This window comes from Synechococcus sp. CS-1329, assembly GCF_025128055.1.
GTDB lineage: Bacteria > Cyanobacteriota > Cyanobacteriia > PCC-6307 > Cyanobiaceae > Regnicoccus_A.
Map to the genome: position 1 here is coordinate 174,198 of NZ_JAHLYS010000033.1, position 25,508 is coordinate 199,705.

Below are 25,508 nucleotides of genomic sequence, written 5' to 3' on the forward strand. Positions count from 1 at the left end.
GCCATGGCGTCCGCTTCCAGCCGAGCTCACGTCGTAGTCCTGGGCGTGCTCCTGGACCAGCCATCACCACCAGCGCTTTCACCCTTTTCCGCCGTTGTCAAACACCGCTCCTCTCCCACCTCTCCCCAGTCGTCCCCTGACGGTGGCGGTGCTCGGTGCGACCGGAGCTGTGGGAGAGGAGTTGCTCGCCCTGCTGGCGGAGCGCCGCTTCCCTGTGGGTGAACTGCGGCTGCTGGCCTCGGAGCGCTCCGCCGGCCGCCAGGTGGCGTGGCAGGGCCGTGAGCTGACGATCCAGGTCGTCGATGCCGCGTCTTTTGAGGGGGTGGATCTGGTGCTGGCCTCCGCTGGTGGCTCGATCTCACGGCGCTGGGCGCCGGTGGCGGTGGCGGCGGGCGCGGTGGTCATCGACAACTCCAGTGCCTTCCGCCTTGATCCCGAGGTGCCGCTGGTGGTGCCGGAGGTCAATCCCCAGGCGGCTCTGGGCCATCGGGGCATCATCGCCAACCCCAACTGCACCACGATCCTGCTCACCCTGGCCCTGGCGCCCCTTCAGGCCCGCCGTCCGATCCGCCGCGTGGTCGTGAGCACCTACCAGTCGGCCAGTGGTGCCGGTGCCCGGGCGATGGAGGAACTGCGCACGCTCACTCGCACCGTGCTGGATGGCGGCGAGCCGCTGAGTGAGGTGCTGCCCCATTCCCTGGCGTTCAATCTTTTCCTGCACAACTCCCCCCTGCAGCCCAGCGGCTACTGCGAAGAGGAGCTCAAGATGCTGCATGAAACCCGCAAAATCATGGCTCTGTCGGAGTTGCGGCTCTCGGCCACCTGTGTGCGGGTGCCGGTGCTGCGGGCCCACTCCGAGGCGGTGAACATTGAGTTCGAGCAACCCTTCCCGGTCGAGGAGGCCAGGGCGCTGCTGGCGGTGGCCCCAGGGGTGGAGCTGCTGGAGGATTTCGCCGCCAACCGCTTCCCGATGCCCACCGATGTCACCGGTCGCGATCCGGTGGCCATCGGGCGCATTCGCCAGGACCTCAGCGACCCCAATGCCCTGGAGCTCTGGCTCTGTGGCGACCAGATCCGCAAGGGGGCGGCCCTCAATGCCGTCCAGATCGCCGAAGTGCTGCTGGAGTCGGCCCAACTGGCGCAGTCCCCAGTCACTTCAGCCGCCCGAGGTGCTGTTTGAGCACCACAGCAGCACAGTTCGGCGCGGCGCAGCCCAGCAGGGGCCAACCACAACCGCCCTTCGGCCGGATGCTGACCGCGATGGTCACCCCGTTCAGTCCGGATGGTGCGGTGGATCTCGATCTGGCCTCACGCCTGGCTGAGCATCTGGTGAACCACGGCTCCGACGGGCTGGTGCTCTGCGGGACCACCGGTGAGTCGCCCACCCTGAGCTGGCAGGAACAGCACGAGCTGTTTGAAGCGGTGAAGCGGGCCGTGGCGGGCCGGGCCCTGGTGCTCGCCGGCACGGGCAGCAATTGCACAGCCGAGGCCATCGAAGCGATCGGACGGGCGGCCGATGAAGGCGCCGATGGGGCCCTGGTGGTGGTTCCGTACTACAACAAGCCACCCCAGGAAGGCCTCGAAGCCCATTTCCGTGCCATTGCCCAGGCGGCCCCCAGGCTGCCGGTGATGCTCTACAACATCCCGGGCCGCACCGGCTGCAGCCTTGAGCCGGCCACCACGGCCCGCCTGCTTGATCTCCCCAACGTGGTCAGCTACAAGGCCGCCAGTGGCAGCACCGATGAGGTCAGCCAGCTGCGGTTGCTCTGCGGCGACCGCCTGGCGATCTACAGCGGCGATGATGCCCTGACCCTGCCGATGCTGGCGGTGGGTGCCGTCGGTGTGGTGAGCGTGGCCAGTCATCTGGTGGGACGCGAGATCCAGCGCATGATCTCCGCCTTTCTGGCCGGCGAGCTGGCCGCGGCCCTGGCCCTGCACGAACGCCTGCTGCCCCTCTGCCGGGCGCTGTTCGCCACCACCAATCCCATTCCCGTCAAAGCGGCCCTTGAGCTGGAGGGCTGGCCCGTGGGCGCCCCCCGTCTTCCCCTGGTCTCCGCCGACAGCGACGTCCGTGCCCGATTGACCTCCGCCCTGGCTGCCCTGCGTCCTACCTGACGCCATGGCTTAGCTCCAGCGCAGTGCGGCCTGGAGTTCTCGCAACAGCAACACTCTGTTTCCGCTCCGTTTCCGTTCAGTTTTTCTTCAATCCTTCGATTCCAACCCCATGAGCCCAAGCAACACCCGAAACGCCCCCACCAACAAACAGCCTGCCCTGCGGGTCATCCCCCTGGGTGGTCTGCATGAGATCGGCAAGAACACCTGCGTCTTTGAGTATGGCGATGAGCTGATGCTGGTGGATGCCGGCCTCGCCTTCCCCAGTGATGGCATGCACGGTGTCAACGTCGTGCTGCCGGACACCAGCTATCTGCGTGAAAACCAGAAGCGCATCCGCGGCATGATCGTGACCCATGGTCATGAAGATCACATCGGCGGGATTCCCCACCACCTCAAGAACTTCAGCATCCCTGTGATCTATGGCCCGAGGCTGGCCATGTCGATGCTTCAGGGCAAGATGGAGGAAGCTGCCGTCACCGACCGCACCATCATCCAGACGGTGAGCCCTCGGGATGTGGTCAAGGTGGGCCAGCACTTCCAGGTGGAGTTCATCCGCAACACCCACTCGATTGCCGATAGCTTCAGCCTGGCAATCACCACTCCCGTGGGTGTGGTGATCTTCACCGGCGACTTCAAGTTCGACCACACCCCTGTGGATGGCGAGTACTTCGACATCCAGCGGATGGCTCACTACGGCGAACAGGGTGTGCTCTGCCTGTTCAGTGACTCCACCAACGCCGAGGTGCCCGGCTTCACCCCGCCCGAGCGCTCGGTGTTCCCGAACCTCGACCGCCACTTCGCCAATTCCGAAGGTCGGGTGATCGTCACCACCTTCGCCAGTTCGGTGCACCGGGTTTCGATGATCCTGGAGCTGGCCATGAAGCACGGCCGCAAGGTGGGCCTGCTGGGTCGCTCCATGCTCAACGTGATCGCCAAGGCTCGCGAGCTTGGATACATCCGCTGCCCCGATGAATTGTTCGTGCCCATCAAGCAGATCCGCGATCTTCCCGATCGCGAAACCCTGCTGCTGATGACCGGCAGTCAGGGCGAACCCCTGGCGGCCCTCAGCCGCATCTCCCGCGGTGAGCACCCCCAGGTGCAGGTCAAACCCACCGACACAATCATCTTCTCCGCCAGCCCGATCCCCGGCAACACCATTTCAGTGGTGAACACCATCGATCGGCTGATGATGATGGGAGCCAAGGTGGTCTACGGCAAGGGCGAAGGCATCCACGTGTCGGGCCATGGTTGTCAGGAAGACCACAAGCTGATGCTGGCCCTCACCCGGCCGAAATTCTTCGTGCCGGTCCACGGCGAGCACCGCATGCTCGTGTGCCACTCACGCACGGCCCAGTCGATGGGAATTCCCGCCGACAACATGCTGATCATCGACAACGGTGATGTGGTGGAGCTCACCCCCACCACCATCCACAAGGGCGATCCGGTCAAGGCCGGCATCGAGCTGCTGGATGCCTCCCGCAACGGCATCGTCGACAACCGCGTTCTCAAGGAACGCCAGCAGCTGGCCGAAGACGGCGTGATCACCCTGCTGACCGTGATCAGCACCGATGGCGTCATGGGCGCTCCGCCGCGGGTCAACCTGCGTGGTGTGGTCACCACCGCCGATGCCCGCCGGCTCTCGGTCTGGGCTGAGCGGGAGATCGGCTGGGTGCTGGACAACCGCTGGAATCAGCTGGCCCGCAACACCGGTGGCACGGCCCCCGAGGTGGACTGGGTGGGTGTGCAACGGGAGATCGAAGTGGGTCTGCAGCGCCGCTTGCGGCGAGAGCTGCAGGTGGAGCCGCTGATCATCTGCCTGGTGCAGCCGGCTCCGGCCGGCACCCCGGCCTACAAGGGCCGTGCCGATGCCGAGCCCGACAGCCGTCCGGCGCCCCGCGGTGGTCGCCGCGAGAGCTCAGGTCGTGAGCCGGTGATCCGCAATCACGCGGCTCCCCAGCGGGTTGTGGGCTCCGGTGCTGTGGCTGTTGCGGCCCCGGCCCCGGCACCTGTGGCTGTGGCTGTCACCACCCCTGTCAGTGCACCCGCGGCCCAGGTGGCTCCGGTCAAGCAGGAAGAGCCGGAAATGCCCGCCAACCGCGTGCGTCGCCGCCGCTCCACCGCCGCCGGCTGAACGGCTGTGGGCTGGGCGGCCCCGCTGCCGCTCAGCCCAGCACCACCCGCAGCCGACCCTTGGCCAGCTCGGCTTCCTCCTCGGGGCTGAAGCGGCTGAGGCCTTCGCCATCGCGCCCGGAGCTGTGGAGCTCCTCCAGCACCTCCACCCGCACCTCGTCCAGGCCGCTGTCTGGAGGCGCTGGATCCAGGCCCGCCGCTGCGCTCTGCTGGCAGAGCGCCAGTCCCTCGCCAGCCAGATCGCTGAAGGTGCTCCCGCCGCTGGCCGCGTCCCGGACCTGGCGATAGAGGGCGCCAGCGGCGAGCGGTTGGTGCAACCCGTAGAAATGAATGTGCCCCAGCAGCAACTGCAGACGCAGGATCTGGGGATCACTGGCCTCCAGTGCTGTGCCCTCCAGCAGGGTCAGGCCCTCTTGAAGGGCCTCCGTGAAGCGCCCCTGGCTGTAGGTCAGTTCCACGCTTCTGTAGTCCTGATCGAAGCCGCTGGTGGTCATGGCTCGGGGGAGGTGGCTCCGGGTTCACCAGGGTCGGATCGGTCCGCGTGCTGGCTGGATTCCGGCTGCAGCCAGAGGCTTTGCCGGTCCCAGGAGAGGCTGTTCCCTCCGGGTAGGTCCAGGCTGCCAGGCCCCTGCTCCAGGGGCAAGCGGCGCCGCAGCGATTCCAGGCAGCGCCCCCCCAGTCGCAGCCCGGCGCTGCGCTCCAGCCAGAGATTGAGCAGCAGGCCCTGACTGCTGGCGGAGAGCTCATTCAGCCGTTGGCGCTGCAGGGTCGGCCTCTGCTGAGGCTGGCCTGTGGCCCCGGCAGCCGCGGGCGCCTGCAGGGCCGTGAGGGCCAGCAGCGCCAGTTCTTCGCTGAGCGCCTGGGTGCTCTCCAGGCGCTCGGCCAGGTCCCCCAGGCGCCGCCAGGCCCCGGGGTGGAGGTCTTCAAGCACCGGCAGCACCTCCTGGCGCAGACGGTTGCGGCTGAAGCGGGGATCATGGTTGCTGGGATCCAGCCACAGGGGCAGCTGCTGCTGCGCGCAGAAGGCCGCGGTTTCCGCCCGCGAGAAGTCCAGCAGGGGGCGCACCAGTTCGAGGCTGCCGCTGAGGGGTCGCCGCCTGCGCAGGCTGCTCAGCCCGCGCAGGCCGCAGCCCCGGGCCAGGTTGAACAGCAGGGTCTCGGCCCGGTCGCTGCCTGTGTGGCCGCTCACCACCCGCGAGCAGCCGAGGCTGAGGGCCCGCTGACTCAATCGCTCGTAGCGCCAGCGGCGCCCAGCCGCTTCACGGCCGCCAGCGCAGCCGGTGCCGGCTGCCCCAGCGGGGGCCTCCTCCAGCAGCACCGGCAGGCCCAGGCCGGTGGCCCAGGCTGCCAGCTCCCTGGCCTGATCAGCCGCTTCCGCGCGCCAGCCGTGGTTGCCGTGCCAGAGCTGCAGCTCCCAGCCGTGCAGGCGCCGCAGCTGCAGCAGCAGCACCGTCAGAGCCATCGAGTCCTGGCCACCGGAGACGGCCAGCAGCAGCCGCTCCCCCCTGGGCAGCAGCTGGGGGTCTGCCAGCAGGCGCCGATGCAGCCGCTGCTGCAGGGGACCCCATGGGAGGATCGCTAACACATGCCCTGTTCGCCGATGTCGCGCCTCACCAGCCTGCCCGCCCCCCTGCAAGCGGCGCTGCATTCCCGGCGGCTGCTGAAAGTGATCAGCGGCCTGGCCAACTTCGAGGCGTCCAGCGTGGAGCGCATCAGCCGGGCCGCCGGTGCCGCTGGCGCCGACCTGCTCGATGTGGCCTGCGATCCGGCCCTCGTTCGCCTGGCCGCGGGGGTCTCGGGCCTGCCGGTGTGCGTTTCGGCCGTGGATCCTGAGCTGTTCGCCGCCGCCGTGGACGCCGGTGCCGCGATGGTGGAGATCGGCAATTTCGATTCGTTCTATCCCGAAGGGCGGATCTTCGGCGCCGAGGAGGTGCTGGCCCTCACCCGTCGCACCCGGCAGCTGCTGCCGCAGGTGGTGCTCTCGGTCACGGTGCCCCATGTTCTTCCCCTCGATCAGCAGCAGCAGCTGGCCATCGATCTGGCCGCTGCCGGCGCCGATCTGATTCAGACCGAAGGAGGCACCAGTGCCCGTCCCTTCAGCCCCGGGCTCCTGGGCCTGATCGAGAAGGCCGCGCCCACCCTGGCCGCGGCCCATGCCATCAGCCGGGCGGTGGAGATTCCCGTGCTCTGCGCTTCCGGCCTCTCGGCGGTCACCCTGCCCATGGCCATCGCCGCCGGCGCCCATGGCGTCGGAGTGGGCTCGGCCGTGAACCGCCTCGACGACGAGCTGGCGATGGTGGCGGTGGTGCGCAGTCTGCGTGAGGCCCTGGCGGCTGTGCCGGTGGCGGTGGGCTGAGGCCACCTGCTGCCTGTGACGGTTCCGCACCCCTGCCTTGGCCAACTCAGGGGGCTTTGTTTAGTCTTGAACACCGGTTGTTTCCTTTCCCATGGGCGCGTTCATCTGGCTCCTGCAATGGCCGATCCGCGCTGTTGTGCTGTTGATCGTGGGCGCCTTGCCCCTCGGAGTGGAGTTCAGCAGTTTCGGCACCGCTCTGTTGTCCGCAGCCGTGATCGGGTTGCTGGGAACGCTGCTGCTCTGGCCACTGAAGCTGCTGCTGGCGCTCCCCTGGGCATTCACCAGCCTGGGCGGGATGATCACGCCGATCACCGCTGTCTACAACTGGGTGATCACGATCGTGCTGTTTGCCCTGGCGGCCTGGTTGATCCAGGGCTTCCGGCTCAAGAACGGCCTGATCAGTGCGGCCCTGGGCGCCATCGTCTACAGCGTGCTCAGCACCTTGATCCTGGGCTGGCTCGGTCTCGATGTGAGCTTCACCCGGGCGGCGGCCGCGCTCAGCGCGTCGATGGGTGTGGCCTGAGGGTTCGCCCTGGGGGCGCTGTAGTTGTTGCCTGCCTCAGGACCTTTCCTGCCGGGCAGCGAACGCAGACCATGGCTGATTCCTAGGATCAGGGCTGTGTCTGACCAGGGATCACCTGGATCCAGCAGCCCATGGCGCGCTTTGAGCTCCAGGCTCCCTATGAGCCCAAGGGCGATCAGCCCACGGCGATCGAGACCCTCGTGGAGGGTGTTGATGCCGGTGAGCGCTACCAGACCCTGCTGGGGGCCACAGGCACAGGCAAAACCTTCACCATCGCCAATGTGATTGCCCGCACCGGCCGCCCGGCCCTGGTGCTGGCCCACAACAAGACCCTTGCGGCGCAGCTCTGCAATGAGTTGCGGGAGTTCTTCCCGAACAACGCGGTCGAATATTTCATTTCCTATTACGACTACTACCAGCCGGAGGCCTATGTGCCGGTCTCCGATACCTACATCGCCAAAACAGCATCGATCAACGAAGAGATCGATATGCTGCGGCACTCCGCCACCCGCTCACTGTTCGAGCGGCAGGATGTGATCGTGGTGGCCTCGATCAGTTGCATCTATGGTCTTGGTATCCCTTCCGAATACCTGAAGGCAGCTGTGCGCTTTCAGGTGGGCGAGGCCCTCAACCTGCGCACTTCCCTGCGCGAGCTGGTTAATAACCAGTATGCCCGCAACGACATTGAAGTGGGCCGCGGCCGCTTCCGCGTCAAAGGGGATGTGCTCGAGATCGGCCCCGCCTATGAAGATCGGCTGGTGCGCATTGAACTGTTCGGAGATGAGGTGGAGGCGATTCGCTATGTCGATCCCACCACCGGCGAAATCCTCCAGAGCCTCGAAGCTATCAATATCTACCCGGCCAAACACTTCGTCACACCCAAGGATCGGCTAGAATCCGCGATCGCCGCCATCCGCGATGAACTGCATCAGCGCCTGGAGGTTCTCCATGGCCAGGGACGCCTGTTGGAAGCCCAGCGCCTGGAGCAGCGCACCACCTACGACCTGGAGATGCTGCAGCAGGTGGGCTACTGCAATGGCGTCGAGAATTATGCCCGCCACCTGGCGGGACGCCAGGCCGGCACACCACCGGAGTGCCTGATTGATTATTTCCCCGATGACTGGTTGCTGGTGGTGGATGAGAGCCACGTCACCTGCTCCCAGCTCCATGCCATGTACAACGGTGATCAGGCCCGCAAGCAGGTGCTGGTGGAGCATGGCTTCCGGCTGCCCAGCGCCGCCGACAACCGCCCGCTCAAGGCCGAGGAGTTCTGGTCGAAGGCCCATCAGACCATCTTCGTGTCAGCCACCCCCGGGACCTGGGAGATGGACCAGAGCCACGGCCATGTGGCCCAGCAGGTGATCCGCCCCACAGGGGTGCTGGATCCGGTGGTGGAGGTGCGCCCCAGCGAGGGGCAGGTGGATGATCTGCTCGGCGAAATCCGCCTGCGGGCCGGGCGGGACGAGCGCACCTTGATCACCACCCTGACCAAACGAATGGCCGAGGACCTCACCGATTACCTCGCTGAAAATGGCGTGCGGGTGCGCTATCTGCACTCGGAAATCCATTCGATCGAGCGGATCGAGATCATCCAGGATCTGCGCAATGGTGAATTCGATGCCCTGGTGGGGGTGAACCTGCTGCGGGAAGGGCTGGATCTGCCGGAGGTGTCTCTGGTGGCGATCCTTGATGCCGACAAAGAGGGATTCCTGCGGGCGGAGCGTTCCTTGATCCAAACCATCGGCCGGGCGGCCCGCCATGTGGACGGCACGGCCCTGCTCTATGCCGACAATCTCACCGATTCGATGGCGCGTGCCATCTCCGAAACCGAGCGGCGTCGGGCGATTCAGCACACCTACAACGAAACCCACGGCATCACCCCCAGCCCCGCCGGCAAGCGGGCTGGCAATGCCATCCTCAGCTTCCTGGAGGTGTCCAGGCGCGCCCAGGATGAGGCACCCGCCGCTGAGGCTGAGCCGGCATCGTTTGCGATGGTGCCCCTCGATGCCCTGCCGGAGCTGATCCTGGAGCTGGAGGACAAGATGAAGGCCGCCGCCAAGAATCTGGAATTCGAGGAGGCCGCCAACCTGCGGGATCGCATCAAGAAGCTGCGCCAGAAACTGGTGGGCCGCACCTGAGAGCAGAGCCTGCTTCCGCCGCTGCTCCGAGCCGCGCCCAGGCTCAGCGGCCGGCGGCCTTGAGCACGATCTTGATCGTCTTGAGCAGGATCAGCAGGTCCAGCCAGACACTGCCGTTGCGCAGATAGAAAAGGTCGTAACTCAGCTTCAGTTCAGCGTCCTCCAGTGTGGAGGTGTAGGGCATGTTCACCTGGGCCCAGCCGCTCAGGCCCGGCCGGATCCAGTGGCGCAGCCGGTAGTTGGGGATGCAGCGCTCCAGGTCCGTTTCCAGTTCCGGCCGCTCCGGCCGTGGTCCGATCAGGCTCATCTCCCCCTGCAGCACGTTGATCAGCTGGGGCAGCTCATCGAGTCGGGTGCGCCGCAGCCAGTGGCCCACCGGCGTGATGCGCCTGTCGTTCGGACCTGACCAGATCGCCTCCCCTTCCTCCTCCGCATCGGAGACCATCGTGCGCAGTTTGATCACCTCAAAGCGCTTGCCCTGCAGGCCCGTGCGCCACTGGCGGTAGAGCACCGGTCCGCCGTCGCTCAGACGAATCAAGGCGGCGGCGACGGCCAGCAGCGGAGCGCAGAGCAGCAGCAGCAGCAGGCTCACCATCACATCGGCATAGCGCTTCAGCTGCCGCTCGAAGCTGCCACCGCCCTGCTCTCGGCGATCAGAGAACAGCAGCCACTGATCCCCGACCCAGCGGGGTGGGATGCGCTGCAGCTCCTTCTCGGCGGCCAGGGCCAGCGACGTGATCGGTCGGCCTTCCGCCAGGATCCGGGAGCAGGAGTCGAGCCCATCGGGTTGATTGAGGACCCCCTGGCTGAGCGCGAGTCCACTGCTGCCGGGCCTGCTCTCCAGCTGGCTGCAGCCTTCGGCCAACACATGGATGGATGGAGTGCGCAGGGCGCCGATGCGCTCCCATTCAGCCCGGATCGCCTCCTGCTCGCCAGGAAGACTGACGATGATCCAGGGGTCCTGCTGGGTGGAGTGGGCCAGCCGGCGCAGCCATAGCCGCACACCCCCACTCCAGAGGGCCGCCAGGGTGAAGAGCGGCAACAGGCTGCCTCGGTGCAGCAGCGTCACCTCGGGCGGGGCGCGCAGCAACCAGCCCAGGACGGCGCCGGTGGCGATGGTGGTGGCACTGGTGATGGCCAGACGCAGCACCAGCTGGTCCCAGCGCAGTCGTCGGATTTTGACCAGGGTGAAGGACCCGAACAGCCAGCCGAGGCTGAGATAGATCGCCACCAGCATCGCCAGCAGGCCCAGCTGAGTGCTGAGGAAACCAGCGCGCTCACGATCGATCCAGGCCGCGAACAGACAGACCCCAAGGGCATCAAGGCCCGCCGCCAGGGCCAGCCAGCCGCGATGGCGCAACCAGTGCACTAGGCCGTGGCCTCCAGCGCCGCGGGCGCGCTGCCGCCCAGCTCGAAGCAGGCATGCACCGCCTGAAGGGCCTTGACCCCATCGGCCTCCGCCACCACGCAGCTGGTGCGGATTTCGCTGGTGGCGATCATCTCGATGTTCACCCCGGCCTCCGCCAGGGCCCGGAACATGCGGGCGGCGGTGCCGTGGGTGCAGGGCATGCCCGCGCCCACCGCGCTCACCCGGGCGATGGCCAGGCCTTCCTCGAAGCTGGCCTCAGGCCAGGGGGCGAGCACCGGTTGCAGGGCCAGGCGGGCGCGGCTGAGGTCATCGCGACGCAGCGTGAAGCTCATGTCGCGGCTGAGCTGAGGGCCCGAGCCGTGGGTGCGCTCCGACTGGACGATGGTGTCGAGGCTGATGCCGGCATCGGCCAGGGCCCGGCAGACGGCGGCGGCCGTGCCGGGGCGATCGGGAATCTGGCGGACCACCACCTGCGCCTGGTGGCGGTCGAGGGCCACGCCGCGCACCGCCGGGTCGCTCACATCGCAGGGCAGAGGGTTCTGGCGCAGCTGGTGCTCCTGCAGCTCGAACACCTCGGCGGCGGCGCGCAGGGCCCGACCCCCCTGGCTGCCCTCCACCAGACAGCTCACCTTCACCTCACTGGTGGCGATCATGCGCAGGTTGATGCCGTAGCGGGCCAGGGTGTCGAACAGGCGCGCGGCGATGCCGGGGCGCCCCATGATCCCGGCTCCGGAAATGCTGAGCTTGGCCAGTCCGCCCTGGGTGCTCAGGGCGCTCTCCTCCACATCCAGCTGCTGAAGCAGGCTGCAGCAGACCTCGCGCGCCGCCTCCAGCTCGCTCTCCGAGAGGGTGAAGGCAATGTCGTTGCTGGCCCCCACATGGGTGGCCTGCACGATCAGATCCACGTTCAGCCCGGCCGCCGAGAGGGCCTCGAACAGCAGGGCCGCCACCCCGGGATGGTCGGGCACCCGGGTGAGGGCGAGCACCGCCTGCTGGCTCTCCAGGTCGGCTCCGTCCACCGGACGGCCCAGCTCCAGCCCCTCACTGCCGATCGGCCGGGGACTGCCGCTGGTGAGGCGGGTGCCGGGGGCGTCGCTCCAGCTGGAGCGCACCACCAGGGGCACGCCGTAGTTGCGGGCGATCTCGACCGCGCGGGGATGCAGCACCGCCGCGCCGAGGCTGGCCAGCTCCAGCATCTCGTTGCAGCTCACCTCCTCCATCAGCTGGGCATCACTCACCTGGCGCGGGTCGGTGGTCAGCACCCCGGCCACATCCGTGTAGATCTCGCAGGCGTCGGCCCCGAGGGCCGCGGCGAGGGCGACGGCTGAGGTGTCAGAGCCGCCCCGGCCCAGGGTGGTGATTTCGGGCGTGCCGGCACTGCCGCTGCTGGTGCCCTGGAAGCCGGCCACCACCACCACCTGGCCATCGTCGAGCCGTTTGCGCAGCCGCTCGGTGCGCACCTCAAGGATGCGGGCGCGGCCGTGGGCCGACTCGGTCACGATGCCCACCTGGGGCCCGGTCATCGACACGGCCGGCACGCCGATGCTGTGCAGGGCCATGGCCAGCAGGGCGATCGACACCTGCTCGCCCGTGGCCAGCAGCATGTCCATCTCCCGTTGGGGAGGCTCAGGGCAGAGTGCCCGCGCCAGGGAGGTGAGCTCATCGGTGGTGTGGCCCATGGCCGAGACCACGATCACCAGGTCGTGGCCCTGCTCGCGGCTGGCGGCGATCCGCTGCGCCACCGCCTGAATCCGCTCCACGCTGCCGACGGAAGTTCCTCCGTATTTCTGAACCAGCAGGGCCATGCCGCTCGGCGGATGCGATGGAATGTCGCGATTATCGGCCGGTGGCCAGCAGCAGCCCATCGCGGAAGGCCTCAGAGGCCTCGGCGCCCCGTTTGAGCATGGCTTCCACCTCCAGCACCTGGGCCAGCAGGGTCAGCAGATGGGCGGGGCGGCGCCCGCGGATCTGCCGGCGCATCACATAGATGCGCTTGGGGTTGCCGATGCCGGCGGCCTTGGCGATCACGGCCACGTCCTGCTCGCCGTGGCTCTCCAGCAAGCTGACCCACAGCCAGCCCCTGACCTGGCTGGTGAGCGAGGCCACCAGCCGCAGGGCCGGCTCCCCCGCCTGCAGCAGGTCGTCGAGCAGGGCGATCGCCGCGCCCGCATTCCCCTCCAGCAGGGCATCCCCCACCGCCAGGCTGGTGGTGCTGTGGCCCCCCACCAGGGCCGCCACCGCCGTCACCTGAACCGCGGCTTCGCCGCTGTAGAGCGCCAGTTTCTCCAGTTCGCTGCTCAGCCGGGCGCTGTCGCTGCCGATCGCCTCCGCCAGGGCTTCCGCCGCCCCCGCCGCCAGCTTCACCCCCAGTTCTCTCGCCGTGCGCGCCACCAGCTCCACCTGGCCGGCCCCATCCCAGGCCGAGGGCAGCTGAAAGCTCTTCTCCAGGGCCTGCTGCCGCAGCGCCTTGGTGGTGCGCAGGCGGGCATCGGGTTTGCCGCTGCTCACCAACACCAGGTGGCAACTCTCGGGAATCAGCTCCAGGCAGGCGTCCAGCTGGCCCGCCAGCTCGGCGGAGCAGGGGCTGGTGAAGGGACTGCGTTGCAGCAGCACCAGCCGGGCACCGCTGCCGAAGGGCGGGGTGCGGGCTTCGCTCAGGGCCTGGGCAGCCTGGGCGGCGTCTGAGCCATCGAGGCGGGTGAGGTTGATGCTGTGCCAGGCCGGGTCCACCTCCCTCTTGATCAGCTCGTCGATCGCCCGGGTCCTGGCGGCCTCGTCGTCACCCCAGTAGAGATGGATGGGCATGGAGCAGCCTGGCTTGGATCTGGATCATCCGATCTTCAGCGAAAGTGTGCGGCGCATCCGCAAGTGGTTGGGTCCCACAGATCTCGACTCCGTGCAGCAGGAGCTGCTGGAGCGTCTGGTTCACAGCAGTGGTGATCTGGCCATCGCCGCCGATCTGCGCTTCAGCGCCGGAGCCTGCGGCCTGGGCCTGGAGGCCCTCGCTGCGGGGGCCGTGATCCTCACCGACACGGCCATGGCGGCCGCGGCCGTGGCGCCGATGGCCCGGCGCACCTTCGCCAATCCGGTCCGCTGCATCCTCGAGTGGGCCCCGGCCGTGGCGCCCCCCGGCGGCACCCGCAGCGCCGAGGGCATGACGGCGGCCCTGGCGGCCTGCCCCGGTGCGGTGGTGCTGATCGGCAGTGCCCCCACCGCCCTGGAGCGCCTGCTGGATCAGCTGGATCAGCCGGGCGGCAGCCAGGGGCCGGCCCTGGTGATCGGCATGCCGGTGGGCTTCGTGGGAGTGGCCGAGAGCAAGCGGCGGCTGGCGGCCAGTGGGTGGCCCCAGATCCGGCTCGAGGGCAGCAAGGGTGGGGCCGGTCTGGTGGGGGCCAGCTGCAACGCCCTGCTGCGCCGGGCCTGGCTGAATCAGGCCGCGGTCCCGGGGCCCACGGCCTGAAGACCCACGGCCACATGGCTGTTGGCCTCGATCCGCCCCAGCACCTGGCGGGCCCGCTGCACCACCTCGGGCGGCACGCCCGCCAGCCTGGCCGCCTCGATGCCGTAGCTGCGGCTGGCGCCGCCCGGACGTACCTGGTGCAGGAACAGCAGGCGGTCGCCCGTTTCCTCCACCAGCACCTGGTAGTTGGCGACGCCTGGCAGCAGCGTGGCCAGTTCGTTGAGCTCGTGGTAGTGGGTGGCGAACACGGCCCGGGCCCGCAGCCCCGCCGCCAGGTGCTCCGCCACCGCCCAGGCGATCGAGAGGCCATCGAAGGTGGCGGTGCCGCGGCCGATCTCATCGAGAAGCACCAGGGAGCGGTCGGTGGCGTGGTGAAGGATGTTGGCGGTTTCGGCCATCTCCACCATGAAGGTGGACTGGCCGCTGGCCAGGTCATCGACGGCCCCCACCCGGGTGAAGATGCGATCGGCCAGGCCCAAGCGGGCTGAGCGGGCCGGGATCCAGCTGCCGATCTGGGCCATCAGCTGCAGCAGCCCGTTCTGGCGCAGGTAGCAGCTCTTGCCGCTGGCATTGGGGCCGGTGAGCACCACCAGGTCCGGGCGGCCCGGCTCCCCCAGGTGCAGATCGTTGGCGCTGAACGACTCCTCCACCAGCAGCTGCTCCACCACCGGGTGCCGCCCCGCCTCCACCTGCAGGCAGCGGCTGTGCTCCAGTTGCGGCCGGCAGTAGCCGAAGCAGGCGGCCACCTCCGCCAGCGACGCCAGGGCATCGAGGCCGGCCACGCCTCGTGCGGCCTGGCGGATCGGGGCGGCCAGCGCCCCCACCTGCTGGCGCAGCCGGGTGAAGAGGTCGTACTCCCGCTGGGCGGCACGGGCGCGCAGCTGCAGGATGCGGCCTTCGCGGGCCTTGAGCTCCGGGGTGACGAAGCGCTCCTCGTTGGCCAGGGTCTGGCGGCGGATCCAGTGCTCGGGCACCCGCTCGGCCCGCGCCCGGCTCACCGAGAGAAAGTAGCCGAAGCTGCGGTGGAACTGCAGCCGCAGGGTGGGGATGCCGCTGCGGCGGCGCTCCTCCTGTTCCTGGGCCGCCAGCCACTGGTCCTGGTCATCGAGCCGGTTGCGCAGCCCATCGAGGCGGCCATCGACGCCGTCGTGGATCAGGCCCCCCTCGCTGAGGCTGAGCGGTGGGGCCTCCACCAGGGTGTGGCGCACCAGGGCCGCCAGCTCTGCCAGCTCTGGTTCGGCCTGCTGCAGGGGAGCGAACACGGCCGCGGCCGCGGGCTCCAGCAGGGCGGCGAGGCGGGGCAGGCGCTCCAGTCCATCGGCGAGGGACACCAGATCGCGGGCGGAGGCGCTGCCGGCCCCGGCCCGGCCCGACAGGCGCTCCAGATCGCCCATGGGCCGCAGCAGCCGGCGCAGGGCGAGGCGCAGGGGCCGTTGCTGCACCAGCACAGCGATGCCCTCCTGGCGCCGCTCGATCGCCCCAAGGTCCATCAGAGGGGCCTCCAGCCAGCGGCGCAGCGCCCGGGCGCCCATGGCGGTCATGGTGCGATCGAGGGCCCAGAGCAGCGACCCCTGAAACTGTCCATCCCGCTGGGTCTGGGTGATCTCCAGGTTGCGGCGGGTCTGGGCATCGAGCACCAGCTGATCGCCGCGCTGCTGAAGGCTGGGCCGATCCAGGGGGATGCGGCCGGGGCTGGCGTCAGCTGGGTCGTCGCTGGCGGGCTGGGTGTCATCGAGATAGCGCACCAGGCCGCCGGCGGCCCTCAGGGCCAGGGGTGCCTCGCCCAGGCCCAGGCCTTCAAGGCTGGCGAGCTCGAAGCGCTCCAGCAGGGTGCGGCGCGCCTCCGGCAGGGTGAAGGGGGTAAGCGGCAGCTGGGTGCGCTGAATCGACTGCGGCGCCCAGGCCGGCTCGCCGGACTCCGCAGTGGGCCAGAGCAGCTCGGCCGGCTGCAGCTGCAGCAGGTCCTGGTGCAGCAGATCGCTGCCCTGGCGCTGCAGCAGCTGGAAGTCGCCGGTGCTGACATCAGCCACCGCCAGCCCCCACTGGCCCTGCTCCAGCACCACCGCCGCCAGCCAGTTGTTGCGCCGCGCCGCCAGCATCCCCTCCTCCAGCACGGTGCCGGGGGTGAGCACGCGGGTGATCCCCCGCCGCAGCAGGGCGCCCGGGGCGGGGGTGCTCTCCAGCTGGTCGCAGAGGGCCACGGCGAGGCCGCGGCGCACCAGTTCGCCGCAGTAGCGCTCGGCGGCGTGGTGGGGGATGCCCGCCATCGGCACCCGCCCGATGCGTTTGCCCCCCTCCTTGCCGGTGAGGGTGAGCTCCAGCAGCCGCGACACCCGGATGGCGTCCTCGAAGAAACACTCGTAGAAATCGCCGAGGCGGTAGAGCAGCACCCGCTCGGGGTGGGCCAGCTTCAGTTCCACGTAGTGGCGCAGCACCGGCGGCAGCGCCTCCGGATCCACCAGGCTGTGGTGATGCCAGGGGGGCAGGGCGTCAGCGGGGTCCGTGGGCTCGGCGGCCTGCACTGGCTCAGCAGATTCCATCGACGGCTCAGGGCCGTCTGATGACAGATCAGCCGCCTTCGCCGGCCGCAGCCTGGGCCGGGCGGCGGCCTCCGCCACCAGCTCGTCATCGCTCTCGTCGCCTGGGGCCGCTGCCGGAGTGGTTCGGGCGGGGGTGGCTTCAAGGCCCAGGGCAGCCACCAGCGAGAGCTGTTCTTCCGGCGGCGCGGCCACGGCGTGCTCAGGGGCTGGGGTGATCGTAGAAGGGTCCGCCGGTGCCCACTCCCGGTTGGTGCCCACAACTTGTGAAGGAAGCCCGCCATGGGCGCGGAAACCCCGGAAGCCCCATGGGAGAATCCAGCCACTGCCTGCCCCGGCCCGCGTGCCAGGGACCGCGCACTCCGCCCTCCCAACCATGCAGATCCTCAACACCCTCACCGTTCTGGCCTTGGTGGTGATGTCGTTTGCCCTCGTGGTTGCGGTCCCGGTGCTCTACGCCAGCACCGAGGACAGCGGTCGCTCCAATCGGCTGATCCTGCTGGGCGGCGCCGCCTGGGTGGCCTTGGTGCTGCTCAACTGGGGCATGAGCTATTTCGTGGCCTGAGTCCATTGACCGTTTTTGAAGGCCGCTTCACCAACATCAGCGGCTTGCGCATCGGCATCGTGGTGGGTCGTTTCAACGATCTGGTCACCGCCAAGCTGCTCAGTGCCTGCCTGGATGCTCTCTCCCGCCACGGCATCGACACCAGCCCCAGCAGCGAGCAGCTCGATCTGGCCTGGGTTCCCGGCAGTTTTGAGATTCCGCTGGTGGCCCAGCGCCTGGCGGCCACGGGTCGCTACCAGGTGCTGATCACCCTCGGCGCTGTGATCAAGGGCGACACCCCCCACTTCGACTACGTCTGCGCCGAGGTGAGCAAGGGGGTGGCGGCCGTCTCGCGCAGCACCGGTGTGCCGGTGATCTTCGGTGTTCTCACCACCGACACCATGCAGCAGGCCCTGGAGCGGGCCGGCATCAAGAGCAACCTGGGCTGGAGCTATGCCCTCCAGGCCCTGGAGATGGGCAGCCTGATGCAGGTGTTGCCGACCGTGGCGGCCCTGTGAGTGACAGGTTGGCGATCCCTGTCGACCAGCGGTCCCCTGCTGTCATCAGCGATCAGCCGCTGGTTGAGCTGGATGGGGTCTGCCTCGACATCCCGGTGGAGGGCGTCGGCAGCCGCTCGCTTAAGGCCGCATTGGTGGGTGGCCTGACTGGCGGTCTGCTGAACAGGGGCCGGAGCGGTGGGGTGTCGGTTCGCGCCCTCAATGACCTCAGCTTCACGATCAACAAAGGCGAGCGGGTGGCCCTGCTGGGGCACAACGGCGCCGGCAAGTCCACGCTGCTGAGGCTGCTCTGTGATGTGTACCGGCCCAGCAGCGGCCGGATCCGTCGCCACGGGCAGGTGGTGCCGCTGATCAACAAAGGCTTCTGGGTTGACACCGACCTCAGTGGCCGACACGCCGCCAGGGCCCACTACCTGCTCAATCGCAACACGATCGAGGGCTTCAACAGCTTCCTGGAGGAACTCACGGCCTTCACCGAACTGGCCGATTTCATCCATCTGCCGATCCGCACCTACAGCGACGGCATGCGCACCCGCCTTCAGTTCGGCTTGCTCACAGCCTTTCGCCATGAGGCCCTGGCCCTCGACGAGGGCATCGGCGCCGGCGACCAGTGGTTCCTCTCCCGGGCACGGCACCAGCTGACCCGCTTTCTTGGGGAGGTGGGTACCCTGATCCTGGCCTCCCATTCCAACGATCTGCTGGCTCAGTTCTGCAGCCGGGGGCTCGTGCTCAAACATGGCCACCTGGTGTTTGATGGCCCCCTGGAGCAGGCGATCGAGGCCTACACCCAGGGGCTGGACTGAGCGATGCAGACGCCGCTGCCGAGTGACATGGGCCTGCGCCAGGCCAAGCCGGCCACGGGCCATGGACTTCTCTATGCCTGTCGTACGGCGCGCGCCTGGTGGTACAGCGCTTGGCTTCGAACTCTGGCGCGCTTCAGCCGCACCACGCTAGGCAGCTTCTGGATGGGCCTGAGCAACCTGCTCAGCGTGGCGGTGCTGGGGGTGGTGTATAGCACCGTGCTCAAGGTGCCCGACCCACTCAACTACATTATTTTTCTCGGTTTCGGGATCACGATCTGGGGACTGATCAGCATGTCGTCGTTGGCCGGCAGCACCCTGTTCACGCTGCGCCGCGACCAGCTGGTGAATAATGCGCTGCCGAGCATTTTTTATTGCCTGGAGGAATGGGCCTTCCAGTTGCAGACCTTTGTCCAGGCGTTCGTGGTGATCCTGGTGGCCTTTGCCTTCGTGGATCCCGGACTGTTGCGGAACGCGGTTCAGTACATCTGGCTGCCGATGCTGAATCTGTCGCTGTTCTCCTTCTGGATCATTGTGTTGATGGCGGTGCTGGGAGCGCGCTTCAAGGATTTTGCCCAGCTGATGCCGATTCTTCTGCAGCTGCTCTTCCTTGTTTCCCCGATCCTCTACAAGCGTGAAGGGCTTGGCAGACTCAGCATTCTTGCTGACTTCAACCCCTTCTACCAGGCTCTTGCACCTGTGCGGAATGCCTTGATTGATGGTCAGCTGAATTTTGGTCGTGAGCTTCTCTCCTTGGGCATCAATGGACTTGGGGTGCTGCTAGCGGTGTGGGCCCTGAAGCGGCTTCGCTATCGACTCCCCCTTTGGGTCTGACGCATGAAAGCGGTGATCCTTGCCGGCGGGATTGAAGCCCGAATCAGCATGGAAACCCAGCTGAAGTCAAAGCCCATGACAGACATCGTCACCTTTGACAGGGCCAACACCCCAACAGAGTTGCACCAGCAGAAGAACCTTGAGCCCTCCGAGGCTCAATTCGGCTCGCTAGCGCTTGAGCGCAGCAGGGTGGGTGGTCGTGGCTGAGCCTGACTCTGACACCCGATTGCGCCTGCTGCTGTTTTTCGTGGCGTACCACCCCAGCGAGGAGGAGGTCGAGCGTCTGGCCGCCTGCCTGGCCAAGCTTCCGGCCCATATCGGCTACGCCGTGGTCGCCAATGACCACCGCGACGGGGAGCCGGTGGATCGGCTGGCGCCAGCCGCCGAGCTGTTCCTGCCCGTGGCGCGCAACCTCGGTTATGGGCGAGCTGTGAACAGTGCCGTGAGCGAGTGGCGCCGCCGCTTCCGCTTGCCGGAGTGGATCGGTGCCCTCAACACCGATCTCAGCTGGGCCCCCGGCAGCTTCGAGGCCCTGCTGGGTTGGCTGGAGTCGCAGGATCAGGTCACTCTGGCCGTACCGAGGATCACGGATCCGTCGGGGCAGCCGCAACAGCTGTGCAAGCAGGATCCCACCCTGCTGGGCCTGCTCAGCAGGCGTTTCCTGCCGGATGGGCTCAAACCCGCCTGGCTGCGTCGTTATGACAGTCGCTATGTGATGGCGGATCGCGACCTCGCCACGATGTTTGAGGTGCCTTACCTGAGTGGTTGCTGCATGCTGATTCGCACCGCCTCCTTCCTGGCGGTGGGTGGCTTTGATGAGCGCTACTTCTTATATTTGGAGGATGCCGACCTCACCCGCCGATTGCGTGCCCTCGGGCGCACGGTGCATCTGCCCGTGGCCTCGATTGTGCATGCCTGGGGACGGGGCAACCACCGCAGCTTGCGCCTGACCCTTGTGAATCTGCACAGTGCCTGGATTTACTTCAGCACCTGGGGATTCAGGTGCTGCTGATGAGGGCCCTGGCGGGTGATTCGGCCTCCGCCAGGGCGGCGTCGTAGATCCTGGTGTAGGCCTCCAGCATGGCCTGGGCGCTGAAGTTGGCGGCTGCCAGCCCAGCCAGCCTGCGGTGCTGCTGATGCTGCTGGGGATCCTCCACATAGGAGAGGATCGCTTCAGCGAAGGCCTGGGTGGGAACGCGCCCATGGCTGAGGGGAATCGTGATGCCGGCGCTGCCTTCCGGAGTGGACAACATGCTGGCGATCTCGCCGATGTCGGAGGCGAGGTAGGGCGTGCCGGCGGCAAGGCATTCGATCAGGGTCAGGGGTTGGCTTTCACCTTCGAAGAAGCTGGGTAGGATGCCAAGATCCGCCGTGGCGAAGAAATCCCGGCTGTTGGGCTGAAGACCCAGAAAGTGAATCCACTCCGTGGCCTCATGGGCGCGCAGGCGATGACGCTCCTTGCCCTCGCCGATGATCAGCAACTGCACGTCGCGGCTGGTGCCGGCCCGGGCCAGGCGAACGGCCTCAATGGCTTCTTCCCAGCCTTTTTCGCGGATGGCACGGCTCACCAGGCAGATGACGAAGGCCTCGTCGGCCAGTCCAAGGCTCGCGCGCGGCACCGGGCGGATCGGGGTGTCGTCAACGGCATTGGGGATCTTGGTGAGGCGTTCGGCGCTGATGCCCAGCTCCAGCAGCGCGGGACGGTTGTTATCGGCCACGTAGGTGGCCTGATTCACCCAGGGGCCCAGCATCGGCCTGAGCTCCTTCAAGCGATCTGGACCCAGGGTGTCGTACATGCCGTGGGAGGTGACTACATGGTTCACATCGCACACTCCCTGCAGCAGTTCGCAGAAGGTGACGTCGACCCAGCAATGGTGGGTATGCAGGATTTCGATGCCCAGGTTCTGAATCAGAATTGACAGACTCTCCAGTGATTCCAACTCGATGAGAGGGATGCCAGTGTGCAGCATCGAGCGGATACCAGGGTCGCTTGGATATTGCCGACAGTTCAACATGGTGACTGCATAGCCCGCCTGGTGGAGGATGTTCGCCAGGCGGATCGGCAGGATTTCGCCTCCGCCGGGGATCAGGGCATAGGTGGCGATCATCACGTTGGGTCGTCTGCCCTCCCTGCTGGGGTTGGGGGAGGCGAGCGCATCGATTCTTGAGTTCAGTGGTGCTGGGATCGCTTCGCTGCGATGCTGCTCCCAGCGTTTCACAAGGGTTTGCTGAAGGTGGGCTCGATGCTCCTGGCTGAGTGCATAGAGCCGGAAGACCGTTTCGGCCAGGAGAATGTGTTCTTCAAGATCGCGTTCGCTGCCATGCAGCGACACGGACGTGTTGCTGGGGTGTTGCCGGTAATGGTTGATGGCTTCGGGGCTGTAGGCCACCAGGCCGGATCGGATGAGGTGCAGGTAGAAAAACCAGTCGCCGCACATCCTCAACCCCAGCAGGCTGGGATCATCGAGCACGGGCAATCCTTCAATCCGCCGAAAAATGGCACCACTGGCATTGACGACCAGATTCTTGTAATTCCAGACACGCCAAACCAGCCGATGGGCTGATTCGACAAACGGCTGCTTCCAGATCCTGGCACCCAGCTCGGGCAGGTACTCCGCCAGGCTCCAGACTGTCTGCTTGCCGTCCTCGCTCACGAATTCCGTGTTTCCGAAGGCCAGCATCACGCCTTGATTACGGAAGACCGGCACCAGCTTCTCGAGGAAATCCTCAGCGCAGAAGTCGTCACTCTCCGCGATCCAGATCAGATCCCCGCTGGCGGCCTGGATGCCCTTGCGCCATTGGCTGAACGGTGATCCTGAGTTGGTGTCGTTGGCCAACAGCCGGGTGATCTCCGGGTGCTCCTGCTGGAACCGTTGCAGCAGGGCCAGGCTGCCGTCGCTGGAGGCATCATCGAGAAGAATCACCTCCAGGTTGGTGTAGGTCTGGGCGGCGATGCTCTGGAGCCGCTGCTCCAGAAATTCAGCGTGGTTGTAGCAGGGGACCACCACGCTGACCTTGGGGGTGGCCAGCTCGTCCGCTGATGTTTCGCTGCGGAGGAAGATGGCCGGCAGGCTCTGGAATGGCTGGGAGCGCAGGCGTTGCAGCACAACAATCGCCCGCCGGCGCAGGTGCAGGAAGAGCAGATCGTGGAGCCCTGGCGCCACCGGCCTCACGTGCATGAAGGAGAAGCGTCGGGTCTTGCGGGCCAGACGCCTTGCCAGGTGGACCGGGCGGAGCGTGCCGATGCTGCTCAATCAACCTCCTGCTGGAACTGATCGGTGGCCCAGGGGAGTTTCAGCCAGGGATGACGGGACTGCAGCAGGCGGCTGATTCGCCTCAGCCCGCGGGTCGTGATGGTGGCGGTCATTGACTGGTCGTGGGCTCGGTAGGTGGCCAGGGGCTGAGGACAAAGCACGCCGTGAAAGCCGGAATCGATGAGTTTGCACCAGAAGTCGTAATCCTCCCAGCCGCCCTCGATGTGGCTGTACCCTCCCACTGCTTCCCAGGCCGATCGTCGGATCATGGCCATGGCATCGATCTGATTGCCACCTTCCAGCAGCCCACGCTGCCAGCTCACCCGGCTCAGGATGGATCGGTCCGTGGGCTGGCCAGCGGGGCCCTCTCGATGGACCATGACCAACGGATGCACGACGGCGGTTTCGGACGGGGAGGCTTCAGCCACCGCGAGGCAGGAGTCCACGGCCCGTGGATGCAGTTCGTTGTCGGCGTCCAGCACGAAGCACCAGGGCGCTTCGGCGGCGGCGAAGGCCGTGTTGCGCGCCGCCGCCAGGCCGCCATTGCTGGTGTGTGCCAGTAGGGATGAGCGGCTGAACCGGTCGCTGTGCGACTCCATCCAGGTTCGGGCCAGTTTCGGTCCCCCGTCGCTGGAGCCATCATCCACCACGATCAGCTCGAGCTCCAAGGCGCTCTGGCGCTGAACGCTCTCGAGGGCCGCAAGGATTCGATCGGCGTAGTTGAAGAGGCTGATGCAGACGGCCGCTTTGGGGGCCGCCTCCCCGCTGCCCCCCTGCCACAGGGTGACAACCTCGGGTCTGGGCGTCATTGGGGCTGTTGGCGCCGGGCGGCCACTCCAGCGCCAGAGGAGTTCCTCGCGCAGTTCCGAGGGGCTGAGCGGAGCGCTCAGGTACTGGGTCGGGAGCCAATGCGGCCCAGGAGGGAGATCCGGGGGCCGCAGGGCCCTGCCTACCCGCGCCGCGATCTCGCCGCTGAAGGCGGCGTCGGCCCCTTCGCGCGGATCGAGGCGTACCAGCTGGAGGCCCAGCCGCGTGGCTGCATCCAGCCAGCTGGCGAGCAGTCGGGCGTCCTCCATGGTCGGCAGCTGGAGCTGGTCGAACCCGGGCAGGCAGAGCAGCGATGGATCCAGCTCCAGCTGTTTCTCCCACGCTTCACCGGCTGTTCCGAGGCAGAGGATCACGGTCTCACCCCCCCCGGCTGCCTCGCCCAGGCCGCCTCGAAGCGCTCCGGGCGGTGGCAGACCCAGGCGGGCACTGGCCGCGGCCAGATCGTCCGCGCGTCCCAGCCAGCCCGCTGCGCCATCGCCGGGCACCAGGGGATGGGCCTGGATTCCCAGCCGCTGGAGCAGAAGGACCCTCCCCGGGTCGGGATCCAGCACCAGGGGAAGGGTGCTCCAGGCCACCAGATCCAGGCTCTCGGCTCCGGTGGGCAGCTTGCGCAACTGCAGAGCCATCACCGCCTCGGTGCCGGGGTCGTCCTGATCCGGGTCCAGGGGCTCGAAGCCTTCCGGCAGAGGACAGTGCTGCAGCCAGGCCTGCAGGGTCCAGTCCCTGAGATGGGTGCCCAGAGCCACCACCCGGCAGCGTCGCGGCCACTGGGCGCCGGGGTCGCGCCCCGGGGGCCGCTCGGGGAAGCATGCGGCCGGAGCCTGGCGGATCCGCTCCAGATCGGGGGCGCTCAGCCCGTGCCTCAACCAGTGCTGGAGCAGGGCTTCCCCCGCGGCAGGGTCGCCCCCGGCGCAGGCCAGGGCCGCGGCACGCCAGGGATGGTAGGCAGGGGCCGCCGCCGCCTCGTCGGGGGGGGAGGACGGCTGGCTCCAAAACCTGCTCCAGCGGTGGCGCAGCCGCCGCCGCAGGCTGGGCTCGGGCTGGAGGAGCTCCAGGCGCGATGGGGCGAGGGCCGCGTGCAGCCGCTGCCAGCGCCGCTCCCCAGCCGGACCCGGGGGGCCCGCGAGAGCCTGGAGCCGATGGTGAAGCCGGCGCACCTGGGGGTGCAGCGCCAGGGGCAGGCGATCCCGAGGCAGGCTGCGGCGATGTTCGGGCCGGATCCGCCCCAGGATCTCGGCTCTCTGGAGCGCAGGTGTCGTCTCCAGCCCGCAGAACCGAGCAAGCCGATCCAGCTGCCGGTCGGCCGCAGTCGGCTCGAACCAGGCGTCGTGGTCGACGATCAGCAGCGGCAGGCCCGCGCCATCGAGCAGCACCTGCCGGTTGTGCTTCCACCAGAGCTGCTGGGCCCGCCAGGGGGTCATGCCTGCCGCCTGGCCGTCGCGGGGCACCAGGGAGAGCATCACCTCGGCAGGATCGCGCACCCCCAGCACCAGCCTCAGGGGCAGATCCAGCTGTTCGGCCAGCTGGCGCCACAAGGGCAGCAGCAGGCTGGTGCGGGGATCCTTCACGGCCCAGGGCCCGTCCTGCTGCCGTGCCGCGCTGGCGAGCACCTGCAGCAGCCGCTCCCCGACCGTCCGGGTGGAGGGCGCCTCCAGCCAGCCGGCGGGCAGGGGCAGAACGCCATCCGTGCTGGGCCACCACCGCCCCAGGTCGATCAGCAGCTGCTCCTGAAGGGCCGTGATGTCCTCCCGCTCGTAGGAGCCCTCAGGGTTGTGCGGGTCCCGATCGATGAGCGTTCCGGGCAGGGAGATCCCCAGAGCCGACAGCAGGGACCCGAGCAGGGATGTGCCGCTGCGGTGCATGCCCACGAGCAGGATCAGGGGGGGCGCTGTGCTCATGGGCCGTAGACCCAGTGCTCTATGGCGGCCCAGAGGTGGTTCACGCAGCGCTGCCTGGCGAGATCCTTGCCGTTGAAGGGGAACGCCTGGGCGGGATCGTTGATGGTGTTGCCCATGGGTCTGGCGTAGCCGCGGGGCAAGTCGTCCTGCAGCAGGGGCAGCGCGAGGTGATGAATCGGCGTCGGTTGCCGGCTCACTGTACGG

22 protein-coding genes are annotated in these 25,508 nt (G+C 67.7%); 13 read left to right on the forward strand and 9 right to left on the reverse strand.

The genetic code is table 11. From position 1 onward, the window contains the following. The first annotated feature begins 94 nt into the window (after positions 1–94). The 3 genes from KQ304_RS07590 (at position 95) to KQ304_RS07600 (ending at position 4,246) form a co-directional block, all read left to right on the forward strand. Positions 95–1,180 (forward strand): aspartate-semialdehyde dehydrogenase, encoded by a 1,086-nt coding sequence (locus KQ304_RS07590; protein ID WP_259736491.1) that lies wholly within the window; start codon positions 95–97, stop codon positions 1,178–1,180. 68 nt (positions 1,181–1,248) lie between these two features. Continuing rightward, positions 1,249–2,115 carry a 4-hydroxy-tetrahydrodipicolinate synthase gene (gene dapA, locus KQ304_RS07595; protein WP_259736492.1) on the forward strand — a complete coding sequence of 289 codons (867 nt, stop codon included), beginning with the start codon at positions 1,249–1,251 and terminating at the stop codon, positions 2,113–2,115. A gap of 109 nt (positions 2,116–2,224) precedes the next feature. Beyond that, on the forward strand, positions 2,225–4,246 hold the full coding sequence (locus KQ304_RS07600; protein ID WP_259736493.1) for a ribonuclease J: 2,022 nt from the start codon (positions 2,225–2,227) through the stop codon (positions 4,244–4,246). A gap of 31 nt (positions 4,247–4,277) precedes the next feature. Here KQ304_RS07600 and KQ304_RS07605 read toward each other — a convergent pair whose 3' ends face one another. Then, entirely contained in the window at positions 4,278–4,739 is a 462-nt protein-coding gene (locus tag KQ304_RS07605; RefSeq protein WP_259736494.1) for a hypothetical protein, read from the reverse strand. Then, positions 4,736–5,830 (reverse strand): tRNA lysidine(34) synthetase TilS, encoded by a 1,095-nt coding sequence (gene tilS, locus KQ304_RS07610; RefSeq protein WP_259736495.1) that lies wholly within the window; start codon positions 5,828–5,830, stop codon positions 4,736–4,738. The genes KQ304_RS07605 and tilS overlap by 4 nt, the downstream gene beginning before the upstream one ends. Before the next feature lie 15 nt (positions 5,831–5,845). On the opposite strand from tilS, the gene KQ304_RS07615 reads away from it, so the two are divergent. The 3 genes from KQ304_RS07615 to uvrB all read left to right on the forward strand — a co-directional run bounded on the left by KQ304_RS07615 (position 5,846) and on the right by uvrB (position 9,262). Then, complete coding sequence (locus tag KQ304_RS07615; protein WP_259736496.1) at positions 5,846–6,601, forward strand: DUF561 domain-containing protein; 756 nt, start codon at positions 5,846–5,848, stop codon at positions 6,599–6,601. A gap of 91 nt (positions 6,602–6,692) precedes the next feature. Continuing rightward, positions 6,693–7,124, forward strand: a complete 432-nt coding sequence (locus KQ304_RS07620; protein ID WP_259736497.1) for a phage holin family protein — start codon at positions 6,693–6,695, stop codon at positions 7,122–7,124. Between the two features lie 131 nt (positions 7,125–7,255). Beyond that, a complete protein-coding gene (uvrB, locus tag KQ304_RS07625; protein ID WP_259736498.1) occupies positions 7,256–9,262 on the forward strand; it encodes an excinuclease ABC subunit UvrB in 2,007 nt (668 codons plus the stop codon). 43 nt (positions 9,263–9,305) lie between these two features. On the opposite strand, the gene KQ304_RS07630 is transcribed toward uvrB, so the two are convergent. From KQ304_RS07630 to holA, 3 genes are read right to left on the reverse strand one after another with little or no spacing between them, the layout of a single operon-like run. Continuing rightward, a complete protein-coding gene (locus tag KQ304_RS07630) occupies positions 9,306–10,622 on the reverse strand; it encodes an exopolysaccharide biosynthesis polyprenyl glycosylphosphotransferase (protein WP_259736499.1) in 1,317 nt (438 codons plus the stop codon). Between the two features lie 8 nt (positions 10,623–10,630). Beyond that, on the reverse strand, positions 10,631–12,436 hold the full coding sequence (locus KQ304_RS07635; RefSeq protein WP_259736500.1) for an aspartate kinase: 1,806 nt from the start codon (positions 12,434–12,436) through the stop codon (positions 10,631–10,633). 31 nt (positions 12,437–12,467) lie between these two features. After that, complete coding sequence (gene holA, locus KQ304_RS07640) at positions 12,468–13,436, reverse strand: DNA polymerase III subunit delta (protein WP_259736501.1); 969 nt, start codon at positions 13,434–13,436, stop codon at positions 12,468–12,470. On the opposite strand from holA, the gene KQ304_RS07645 reads away from it, so the two are divergent. After that, positions 13,429–14,091: a precorrin-8X methylmutase gene (locus tag KQ304_RS07645; protein ID WP_259736502.1), complete on the forward strand. Its 663-nt coding sequence runs from the start codon at positions 13,429–13,431 to the stop codon at positions 14,089–14,091. The two genes, holA and KQ304_RS07645, sit on opposite strands and share 8 nt — an antisense overlap. On the opposite strand, the gene mutS is transcribed toward KQ304_RS07645, so the two are convergent. After that, positions 14,061–16,823, reverse strand: a complete 2,763-nt coding sequence (gene mutS, locus KQ304_RS07650; RefSeq protein WP_399228807.1) for a DNA mismatch repair protein MutS — start codon at positions 16,821–16,823, stop codon at positions 14,061–14,063. The two genes, KQ304_RS07645 and mutS, sit on opposite strands and share 31 nt — an antisense overlap. 181 nt (positions 16,824–17,004) lie before the next feature. On the opposite strand from mutS, the gene psbZ reads away from it, so the two are divergent. From psbZ to KQ304_RS07680, 6 genes are read left to right on the forward strand one after another with little or no spacing between them, the layout of a single operon-like run. Continuing rightward, positions 17,005–17,193 (forward strand): photosystem II reaction center protein PsbZ, encoded by a 189-nt coding sequence (psbZ, locus tag KQ304_RS07655; protein ID WP_255107321.1) that lies wholly within the window; start codon positions 17,005–17,007, stop codon positions 17,191–17,193. Positions 17,194–17,198: 5 nt separating this feature from the next. Further along, positions 17,199–17,690, forward strand: a complete 492-nt coding sequence (gene ribH / locus KQ304_RS07660) for a 6,7-dimethyl-8-ribityllumazine synthase (protein WP_259736503.1) — start codon at positions 17,199–17,201, stop codon at positions 17,688–17,690. An 8-nt stretch (positions 17,691–17,698) separates the two neighbouring features. Continuing rightward, entirely contained in the window at positions 17,699–18,493 is a 795-nt protein-coding gene (locus KQ304_RS07665) for an ABC transporter ATP-binding protein (protein ID WP_259736504.1), read from the forward strand. 3 nt (positions 18,494–18,496) lie between these two features. Next, on the forward strand, positions 18,497–19,324 hold the full coding sequence (locus KQ304_RS07670; protein ID WP_259736505.1) for an ABC transporter permease: 828 nt from the start codon (positions 18,497–18,499) through the stop codon (positions 19,322–19,324). A 3-nt stretch (positions 19,325–19,327) separates the two neighbouring features. Further along, positions 19,328–19,531: a hypothetical protein gene (locus KQ304_RS07675; RefSeq protein ID WP_259736506.1), complete on the forward strand. Its 204-nt coding sequence runs from the start codon at positions 19,328–19,330 to the stop codon at positions 19,529–19,531. Then, complete coding sequence (locus KQ304_RS07680) at positions 19,524–20,336, forward strand: glycosyltransferase (protein ID WP_259736507.1); 813 nt, start codon at positions 19,524–19,526, stop codon at positions 20,334–20,336. The genes KQ304_RS07675 and KQ304_RS07680 overlap by 8 nt, the downstream gene beginning before the upstream one ends. Here the strand turns inward: KQ304_RS07680 and KQ304_RS07685 are convergent. The 3 genes from KQ304_RS07685 to KQ304_RS07695 are packed head-to-tail and all read right to left on the reverse strand — an operon-like array spanning position 20,323 to position 25,501. Next, positions 20,323–22,578, reverse strand: coding sequence for a glycosyltransferase (locus KQ304_RS07685; protein WP_259736508.1), 2,256 nt, complete (start codon positions 22,576–22,578; stop codon positions 20,323–20,325). The genes KQ304_RS07680 and KQ304_RS07685 overlap by 14 nt on opposite strands. Beyond that, positions 22,575–25,304, reverse strand: coding sequence for a glycosyltransferase (locus KQ304_RS07690; RefSeq protein WP_259736509.1), 2,730 nt, complete (start codon positions 25,302–25,304; stop codon positions 22,575–22,577). The genes KQ304_RS07685 and KQ304_RS07690 overlap by 4 nt, the downstream gene beginning before the upstream one ends. Further along, the gene (locus tag KQ304_RS07695) at positions 25,301–25,501 is read right to left on the reverse strand and encodes a hypothetical protein (RefSeq protein WP_259736510.1); all 201 of its coding nucleotides are present in this window, start codon (positions 25,499–25,501) and stop codon (positions 25,301–25,303) included. Before KQ304_RS07695 ends, KQ304_RS07690 begins: the two co-directional genes overlap by 4 nt. Positions 25,502–25,508: the final 7 nt, after the last annotated feature.